Source organism: Porcipelethomonas ammoniilytica (assembly GCF_025567485.1).
GTDB lineage: Bacteria > Bacillota > Clostridia > Oscillospirales > Ruminococcaceae > Porcipelethomonas > Porcipelethomonas ammoniilytica.
In genome coordinates, this window is record NZ_JAOQKH010000009.1 from 46,901 (window position 1) to 52,976 (window position 6,076).

Annotated in this window: 10 protein-coding genes; 3 read left to right on the forward strand and 7 right to left on the reverse strand. The window is 30.8% G+C overall.

Annotation, left to right across the window (positions count from 1 at the left end; all coding sequences use genetic code 11):
* Positions 1-36: 36 nt before the first annotated feature.
* The 5 genes from OCV67_RS08450 to OCV67_RS08470 all read right to left on the reverse strand — a co-directional run bounded on the left by OCV67_RS08450 (position 37) and on the right by OCV67_RS08470 (position 3,626).
* Positions 37-435, reverse strand: a complete 399-nt coding sequence (locus OCV67_RS08450) for a type II toxin-antitoxin system HicB family antitoxin (RefSeq protein ID WP_147643544.1) — start codon at positions 433-435, stop codon at positions 37-39.
* A 23-nt stretch (positions 436-458) separates the two neighbouring features.
* On the reverse strand, positions 459-656 hold the full coding sequence (locus tag OCV67_RS08455) for a type II toxin-antitoxin system HicA family toxin (RefSeq protein WP_147643545.1): 198 nt from the start codon (positions 654-656) through the stop codon (positions 459-461).
* A 169-nt stretch (positions 657-825) separates the two neighbouring features.
* The gene (locus tag OCV67_RS08460) at positions 826-1,716 is read right to left on the reverse strand and encodes a hypothetical protein (protein WP_147643546.1); all 891 of its coding nucleotides are present in this window, start codon (positions 1,714-1,716) and stop codon (positions 826-828) included.
* Entirely contained in the window at positions 1,703-3,127 is a 1,425-nt protein-coding gene (locus OCV67_RS08465; RefSeq protein WP_262644446.1) for a DUF4041 domain-containing protein, read from the reverse strand. The genes OCV67_RS08460 and OCV67_RS08465 overlap by 14 nt, the downstream gene beginning before the upstream one ends.
* Positions 3,128-3,281: 154 nt before the next feature.
* The gene (locus OCV67_RS08470) at positions 3,282-3,626 is read right to left on the reverse strand and encodes a helix-turn-helix domain-containing protein (protein WP_147643547.1); all 345 of its coding nucleotides are present in this window, start codon (positions 3,624-3,626) and stop codon (positions 3,282-3,284) included.
* 182 nt (positions 3,627-3,808) lie between these two features.
* Here OCV67_RS08470 and OCV67_RS08475 point away from each other — a divergent pair, with 182 nt between their 5' ends.
* Both OCV67_RS08475 and OCV67_RS08480 read left to right on the forward strand, forming a co-directional pair.
* Positions 3,809-4,030, forward strand: a complete 222-nt coding sequence (locus tag OCV67_RS08475) for a helix-turn-helix domain-containing protein (RefSeq protein WP_147643548.1) — start codon at positions 3,809-3,811, stop codon at positions 4,028-4,030.
* A 12-nt stretch (positions 4,031-4,042) separates the two neighbouring features.
* Complete coding sequence (locus tag OCV67_RS08480) at positions 4,043-4,270, forward strand: hypothetical protein (protein WP_147643549.1); 228 nt, start codon at positions 4,043-4,045, stop codon at positions 4,268-4,270.
* A 119-nt stretch (positions 4,271-4,389) separates the two neighbouring features.
* Here the strand turns inward: OCV67_RS08480 and OCV67_RS08485 are convergent, their stop codons facing one another.
* Positions 4,390-4,890, reverse strand: coding sequence for a hypothetical protein (locus OCV67_RS08485; RefSeq protein WP_147643550.1), 501 nt, complete (start codon positions 4,888-4,890; stop codon positions 4,390-4,392).
* Positions 4,891-5,202: 312 nt separating this feature from the next.
* The gene (locus OCV67_RS08490) at positions 5,203-5,589 is read right to left on the reverse strand and encodes a helix-turn-helix domain-containing protein (protein ID WP_178085059.1); all 387 of its coding nucleotides are present in this window, start codon (positions 5,587-5,589) and stop codon (positions 5,203-5,205) included.
* A 127-nt stretch (positions 5,590-5,716) separates the two neighbouring features.
* Between OCV67_RS08490 and OCV67_RS08495 the strand changes: the two genes are divergently transcribed.
* Positions 5,717-5,971: a hypothetical protein gene (locus OCV67_RS08495; RefSeq protein WP_147643552.1), complete on the forward strand. Its 255-nt coding sequence runs from the start codon at positions 5,717-5,719 to the stop codon at positions 5,969-5,971.
* Positions 5,972-6,076: the final 105 nt, after the last annotated feature.

The window sequence follows — 6,076 nt, forward strand, 5'->3', positions numbered from 1 at the left end:
TAATAAAATTCCCCGAGATTAATCGGGGACTGCGTCTTAGTCTATATGAAGACGATTTTCAAGGGCTTCACGAAGAACCTGAGAAAAATTTAAGCCATAATGTTCTGCTTCAGCATTTAACCACGAAGGGATAGTAAGCGTTTTTTTAACAATTTTACCTTTTTGCTTTTCTCTAAATGATGGCATATATACTTCAACGAGCATTATAGTTTGATTGTTTTCAAGTTTTATTTCCGTAAAAGGCGTAGGATCTGGAATATCTTCATTATCTTGTTCCATTCCAAAAATATGAAGCATTAAAGCTTCTTTAGCATTTTTAGATGCTTCTTCAATGGTGTCGGCGCACGGTAAACAGCCTGGCAGATCAGGGAACTCAATAGAAATTCCATCATTAGAAATATCAAAAACAGCTGGGTAAATATACGTATCTTTCATATAAAACTCCTTTCATACGGGGGTTATTTGAATTTAACCCCCGATTGTTTTGAAATACTTTTTAATGTTTTTATAGGAATGTCTTTTCGTGGGTGAGTTAATGTAACTCGTCCCGATTTCTCGGGGTGCTTGAATTGGTGGTGGTCACCTTCACAATTGACCTCATACCAACCATCGGCTATAAGCATTTTCAAAACTTCTCTTGAAGAATAACTTTTCATATCCTCACCTCTTGATTATATTATACCACGTATTAAAATACGTATCAATTAGCAAAATGTACAATTATATTTTTGCTTTTTTGTGCAAAACAACATTTACTTAATAATAAAAAAATTTCCCCGACCAAGTCGGGGAGGGGTCATGATTCATAACTTGTAAGGAGCATTTTTAATTTATACTTTTAAGATGATCCATTGCCTTTAATATGGCATTCTTTACCTTAGCGGTTACATCACTTTTTTCGCTCATTATAATTCCTTCTTCTTTTAATTCATTTAGTGTTTTAAATACTTTTCTTACACCATCTGTGGTATCTATGGTTTTGTATAGTTTTTCTAAGTCGTAGTCGTCTTTAATTACTCCACTTTCAAATAATTTCCAACGTTCTTCTGAACGGAAATACTTTTTTCTTTCTTCAACAGTTTTATTTTTAAGCCAATCGCATTTAATAGTGTCCTCATTAATTCCGGCTCTTGCCTTATTACGTGCGTCAAGCTCTTTTTTCCATTTGGGTCTTGAATCTTTTATGTTTTGAGCTTTTTTATACCCGAATTTTTTGTTATATAAAGCCACTTGTGATTCATTAATGGGATTAAAATTAAAATCATAGCCTACTTGTATTCCATCATAATAGCAATAAAAAATCTTTTTTTCAGAATCAAGGAATAAATGCGTTAAATGTTTCCACCCAGTTACGAGTTTGCTTTTCCCAATTAATTTCTGATGGTTCACATCTATTAGGGCAAAAGCGCCGCTATCATCATTGTTTTCATGATTATTAGCTGTCTGACATATTGCTAGTGAATTATCAAATGAAATTGTACAGGCGTTAATGAGGGATAACGGTTGGTAAATCAATCTTGGGACAAAGTGGTCATCGGTTATAAAAAACAAATCATCAACAAAACAAGCCATAGAATAATCGTGGCTCATATTAAAATTAATTTCACTTTTTGGTTTGCTTTTAAATTTATTATATATAATTTGCCTTATTTGTTCTACATCAAAATCTTTCACATCAAAAAACATCGTTACAGTTCCTCTCTCAAACAGCTGCATATTCTTTATCAATCCTTAAACTTTCACGATACTGAGCTGCTTCCGCAACTTTTGTAAAAGTAACAGTTGCATTAAAGTTTTCTTTAACAACTTTTTCAATATCATCAAGCTTAACTTTAAAAAATTCTTTACGAGGATTTACTTTGTTCACCTGATTATTCTTAAAGGTGTTATGTAAAATTGTTTCAAGAGCAGGAGCATCCTCGCTGAAAATCATCGCATGAACATCAAATTCAAATGGTACGCTTGCATCTCCTAGTTCCTTTACTCTATCCATTGGTTCTAAACGTCTGGTCATACCAATTTTATAAACATCATCACCGAACGACCCTATATTACTTATTACATAAACGTAGCCAGCTCGTGTATTTTGTTCACGTTCGAGAACATTTTCTTTATCCGCTTCAACTTTTTTTAATTTATCTTCTAGTTCACGTATTTTATCAATATACAATTGTTTTTCTGCTTCATTGGATTTTTGCATATATCCCATAAGCTTTGCAATTTCATTTTGAAACTGTTTTTCTTCTTTTTCAATTTTTACTTTTTCCTTTTCTATTTCACGTCTGACCTTTTCTTCTTCTACCATTTGTTCACGGATAGCTTTTTGCTGCAAACGTTCCTGTTCTTTTTGATATTGATAAGCGTACATTAAATCGGCTTGTTCTAATTTTATCTCTAAAATTTTTTTAGATAAAGAGACTTTATCAGTAGAGAATAGTTTATTTAACGTTTCGAAGCAACGCATAATTTTATTTTTTGAGGAATCGATATTTTTAACTGTTAGAGCTAAAAGAATAGATGCTGTTTCGGAATTGAAGCATCTAAGCAATTGTTTTGCATCATTTTCAATTTGCTTTTTTAATTCTAATTTATCATACAAATCTATATTAACAGCTCTTCCATCTTTTATTATATCTTTTTCTCTTAAGACAGATAAGTTATACTTGCTTTTATATTCCTCTGACGTAATGTTATCTGAAATAATAAATTTAGATACTTCATACATGTATTCACCATTTAATTTATTATACTCTTCCTGTAATTTGTTTATTTCAGCATCTAATTTAGTAGCTTTTTTATTAGCTTCATTAGCAATTGTTTTAATCTCTTTTTTACAATCTTCTATAATTGATTTGGTTTTTTCATCAACAGAGTGTATTTTATTATTATATTCTTCTCTTAATTTTTCAGCGTCGTTTTTTATCTTTTCGGCTTCCTTTTTACACACTTCTGCATCATCTATCAACTGACATTTATCATATAACTGCTTGTCGTATTTAAATTGTAAAATAATTAGTACAATTACACCAACAATTAATATAATTCTAACTCCCCATGAATTAATAATCATTCCCAAAAACATTATAATCGACGTAAGTATCATTCGTAAATAAGTCGGATTTTTCATAAAGTCATACTCCTTTAATATAAAAATATATTAAAATTATACTATATGTGATAATATTTTACAATTCGCATATTACAATAATTTTTTAAGGTATTTTTAGCAAAATGTGACAATAATATTGGTAAATACACACAATATATAATGGGGGTAGATTTTATTTAGACGCTGTGCAACGTTCGTATTCTTCGTTTAGAATAAAATCAACTATCTTCTTACCATGAGGGTCTAAGATGTGATATTTAAGCAATAATTGCCTGTCGGAATCAAAAAGTCTGTTTTCATTGTTTATTTTAGCACCTTTAAATTCTTCTAAAATATTGTTTACTTTATATACATCGCATAATTTAATTAACATTTCAGCATCAGGTTGCCCTCTGTTGTTTTCCCATGCATTTACGGTTTTTCCACTTTTACCAACTAATGCTCCAACTTCATCGGCGGTTAACCCAGTATTTTCCCTTAATCTTTTTAGGGCCTTTGAAATTTGCTCTCTTCCCATATAATAACTCCTTTTAGATTATACCTATATTATATACTGTTTTTGGGTTCGTGTCAATAAAAAAATCTAAAAAAAATAGATTTTTTATTTCAAAAGCGCTTGACATTCTAAAAAACGTAGTGTATAATATAGATACAATCTAAAAAACATAGATTGAACAAAAAAAGAAAGGTCGTGAATTTATGTCTACTAATCAGATTATAGACTATTTTAATGCGTATTTAAAAAATAACGGTATTACCAAAGCGCACATAAGCAGAAAAACAGAAATACCAGCAAATACTATTTCTAAAATTTTGAGAAAAGAAAGAAGATTAATGGCTGATGAATTTCTGGAAATTTGTACGGCTATTAATATTAGCCCTGAAATTTTTAGAATTAGCGACGAAACCAAATCAGCGTAGGAGGTGAAAGATATGAAAATAACCATTGAAACAGAACCTAAAGAAATAGCCGACCTTATAGTTGCGTTACAAGGTCAGCAGATTTCTAAAGTAAAGTTCCGATTGGCTACACCTAAGAAAATAAGTGCAGAAGGGTTGTCAGCTTATATTGCCGCAGAATTGATAAATAAGGCACAGCAAGGTGATGTAAAAAGTTTAAGTATGCTTAAAGAATTGACACAGGATCAATTTGAAGAGTAAATTCTTAATATTTTTTATCAATAATTTCAGTTTTAATTACTATAAATTTTTGAAGGAGAATAAAAATATGGAACATCTTCCTATTGGTCAACAATCAATAATTAATATTGAAGACAAATCTATATTCGGACGTCCTCGTGTAGTGAGAATGTCTTTTGAACTGCCTTACCTCGATTGGTGCAGATTCGAAAATTCAGAGCTTTTTCAAAATCTGAAATCTTATCTCGAGGAACTACAAAAGCAATATATCCAGATTCCGCACCCAGAGAATTAATGTTTATTGGAAGTGTTTTAGATTCAATTACTACACTATGATATGGCTTACCGCCATGTGACCAAGTGAATTCTTCTGCAATATGTGGTCTGACATCACTATCGAAAAGTGTTTCATTAACTAAAATTTGGATACGAGTTATTGAAATTGGCATTTGTGACAGGTTGGCTATTTTAAATCGTATAATAAGTAATTCTTTATTGTTATTTCTATCAAACTCATTTAAAGCATATTTGCCAAAACAAATGGTTATCCTTCTTCGATTAGAAATGTAATGGCAAAAAACATTAATAATAGAAAGAATAAAACCAGTAATACCTATAATATCAACAATAATACTTAGCATTAATTTCACCACCCTTCTAATTCAATTATAGGATAAATGGTGAAACATGTCAATAAAAAAGAAACCGAATCAGTGTAAAGGGGAAAATGTTGGTATGCGATAAAATGCAAGGGGACAATCAATAGCAACATATTATTAAAAGAGTGAAGAATGTGATTTTAATGAAATTAAATGACGATATTGAAAAAGCGTTAGCCAAGCTGGCTGAGTAACAAAATTTAGGAGAACTTGCTAAGATTGAAGCGGCCGCTCTTAGTGCAATACAAGAAATGCTGAAAGAATAGCCGGCAGCGTAGACTGTCAGCATGTCAATCAATTATTTTTCAGTTCGGCTTCTGTTTTAGAAATGACTGATTTTAAATTTTTGGAAAGTTTATTTAGAAATTGAATACGTTCTTCTCGATTAAAGCTGACATAAAGGCTTAAAAAGTTTTTTTCGAGTTCAGTAAAGTTTGCGGTAAATGCAAGAATTTCAATTGGATCAATTTCAACTTCTGTGTTGCGCCCAAGAAGATAGTCGACAGATACATTATAAAAATCTGCTATTTTTATAAGAACATCTAAAGATGGTGTTACACTGTTTTTGTCACGTTCATATTTTTGATAAGAACTTAAACTGACTTCTAAGATTTTAGACATATCACTTTGACTTAAATTTTTTGCGGTTCGTAATTTCTTAAGTGTATCGTTAATTTTCATTTTATCACCCCTTTTGTACATATTAGCATAATTATTGCTATGTGTCAAGCGGATGAAAGGGAATCATTATTAGTTATTGTAAAAAAAGTAATTAAGAAATCATATAAAATGAAGGAGAGTGGCTTTAATGAACAAAAAAGAAGAAACTATGAGTTTATGTGACAGAACAGAAGATTATGAAATTTTAAGTGAAGAAATAATTGATGGTTTCAAAATCGCAAAACTAAAAACTCATGGCGGCGCTATTGTTAGTTGTCGAATTCCAATTCATTCACCCGAAGAACAGGCTAAATTATCAGAAAGAATTTGCGAAGCAATGATTAAATTCGTTTATCCAGACTTGGATATGTCTAAAGTAAAAAGCATGGAAGTGCAATTTTAAAAGGAAAAAACCAATGAACAATTGAAGGAAGTGAAACCAATGAGAATAAAAAAGGAATATAAAACACTGATACCGCCGTTATCGCCGGAAGAATATCAGTATCTT

What these genes read in the sequence shown, in the direction of transcription:
- OCV67_RS08450 (WP_147643544.1), bottom strand. Translation starts at nt 435, where the DNA reads ATGAAAGATACGTATATTTACCCAGCTGTTTTTGATATTTCTAATGAT.
- OCV67_RS08455 (WP_147643545.1), bottom strand. Translation starts at nt 656, where the DNA reads ATGAAAAGTTATTCTTCAAGAGAAGTTTTGAAAATGCTTATAGCCGAT.
- OCV67_RS08460 (WP_147643546.1), bottom strand. Translation starts at nt 1,716, where the DNA reads ATGCAGCTGTTTGAGAGAGGAACTGTAACGATGTTTTTTGATGTGAAA.
- OCV67_RS08465 (WP_262644446.1), bottom strand. Translation starts at nt 3,127, where the DNA reads ATGAAAAATCCGACTTATTTACGAATGATACTTACGTCGATTATAATG.
- OCV67_RS08470 (WP_147643547.1), bottom strand. Translation starts at nt 3,626, where the DNA reads ATGGGAAGAGAGCAAATTTCAAAGGCCCTAAAAAGATTAAGGGAAAAT.
- OCV67_RS08475 (WP_147643548.1), top strand. Translation starts at nt 3,809, where the DNA reads ATGTCTACTAATCAGATTATAGACTATTTTAATGCGTATTTAAAAAAT.
- OCV67_RS08480 (WP_147643549.1), top strand. Translation starts at nt 4,043, where the DNA reads ATGAAAATAACCATTGAAACAGAACCTAAAGAAATAGCCGACCTTATA.
- OCV67_RS08485 (WP_147643550.1), bottom strand. Translation starts at nt 4,890, where the DNA reads ATGCTAAGTATTATTGTTGATATTATAGGTATTACTGGTTTTATTCTT.
- OCV67_RS08490 (WP_178085059.1), bottom strand. Translation starts at nt 5,589, where the DNA reads ATGAAAATTAACGATACACTTAAGAAATTACGAACCGCAAAAAATTTA.
- OCV67_RS08495 (WP_147643552.1), top strand. Translation starts at nt 5,717, where the DNA reads ATGAACAAAAAAGAAGAAACTATGAGTTTATGTGACAGAACAGAAGAT.